Origin of the sequence: Nonomuraea sp. NPDC048916 (assembly GCF_040649575.1) — a bacterium.
Classification (GTDB): Bacteria; Actinomycetota; Actinomycetes; order Streptosporangiales; family Streptosporangiaceae; genus Nonomuraea.
This window is the reverse complement of the sequence record NZ_JBEZFS010000127.1, coordinates 1-1,115: the sequence shown is the minus strand read 5'-3', so window position 1 is coordinate 1,115 and position 1,115 is coordinate 1. Positions and strand designations below refer to the sequence as shown.

The 1,115-nt window shown below is 62.6% G+C and carries 3 protein-coding genes; 1 reads left to right on the top strand and 2 read right to left on the bottom strand.

Annotation, left to right across the window (positions count from 1 at the left end; genetic code table 11):
* The coding region (locus AB0C16_RS40060) for a transposase (RefSeq protein WP_357677698.1) at positions 1 to 100 on the bottom strand (100 nt) is incomplete at its 3' end.
* 115 nt (positions 101 to 215) lie between these two features.
* Here AB0C16_RS40060 and AB0C16_RS40055 point away from each other — a divergent pair.
* Positions 216 to 440 (top strand): hypothetical protein, encoded by a 225-nt coding sequence (locus AB0C16_RS40055; RefSeq protein ID WP_357691379.1) that lies wholly within the window; start codon positions 216 to 218, stop codon positions 438 to 440.
* A 283-nt stretch (positions 441 to 723) separates the two neighbouring features.
* Here the strand turns inward: AB0C16_RS40055 and AB0C16_RS40050 are convergent, their stop codons facing one another.
* On the bottom strand, positions 724 to 969 hold the full coding sequence (locus AB0C16_RS40050; RefSeq protein ID WP_357691377.1) for a hypothetical protein: 246 nt from the start codon (positions 967 to 969) through the stop codon (positions 724 to 726).
* Positions 970 to 1,115: the final 146 nt, after the last annotated feature.

Here is a 1,115-nt window from a genome sequence, read left to right as displayed (position 1 = left end):
CCCGCGCAACGCGCGCGACGGGCTTGCCGGTCTCCTTGACGATCCGCACCGCCCCAGCCCGGAACTCCGGATCAAAGCGACGCCTCGTGCTTCCAGCCACGACCAAACCTCTCCCGGTTCGATCTCCACGCTATGAGGGGAAGCTCAACCGGCAGCTTCCCGACCAAAGCCTGGAACTCGTTCACCGCTCGGTATGGAGCCGTAGGTTCGCTCGCGTGAGTGGCGTGGACACCTTAACGGTTGATCCTGGCCAGGTTGCGCTGTGGGACGAAGGCACCGAGTGGAAGGCCGGAAATACCGTCTTCCGTGTCGAACGCGCCACGCGACGCCATGCCGTACCGTCTGACGGTTACTGGCATGCGGTGTGGACAGTCATGTGCACGCTCGCGCACGTTCATGGAGACGATGCTGTCCGTTTGGTGGCCTGGTTTGAGGAGTAGGCGATTCGGCACGCCGGACAGCCAAGGTCCAGACGGCTCGGAGATCGAAGAACGATCCCTGACCTGGCTCTCGTAGTGAGAGCGGGTGACGGGAATCGAACCCGCGCTGTCAGCTTAGAAACTCTTTCAAGATTGCGGCGTCTGAGCAGGGAAAACGCCGACCTGGGCGTATGCGGGTCGAGTGAACCGCCCCGGCTTTGATGGAGAGCTCAGGGGTTGATTCCAACGATGCTCGTGGCTCTCCGCTGATTGCTACGCAAACGGGCACGCAGCGGGCGCGAGCCTACGGCCATTCGATCCGGACAAGATAGACCTCGCGCTGACGGTCCAGGACCACATAAGTGGCGAGGCCGCGTTCTCCGAACGGGTGGGTGAGCATGTTCGCCCTGGGGTTGTTGGAGTTGTACGGGTCTCCGCTCCAAGGAGCGGTCTCCGGTAGCGCGAACAACTCCGCAAGCGGGCGCAGTGCATGATCGGGTAGCGCGGCGATCTGTTCCTCGGCTACGGGATCGATGATGAGCTTGAACACCTAGTGCCGCATCAGGCCACGTTCGCCCTGTTGATGATCCTGCGTAGGCGGGGGTTGTGAGTGTTGCGGTTGCGCCAGGCGATGTAGCGGCGGATCATGCTGCCCTGCTCGCGGTGGCTGGCATGGTCTGTGCCGTTGAGGGTGAA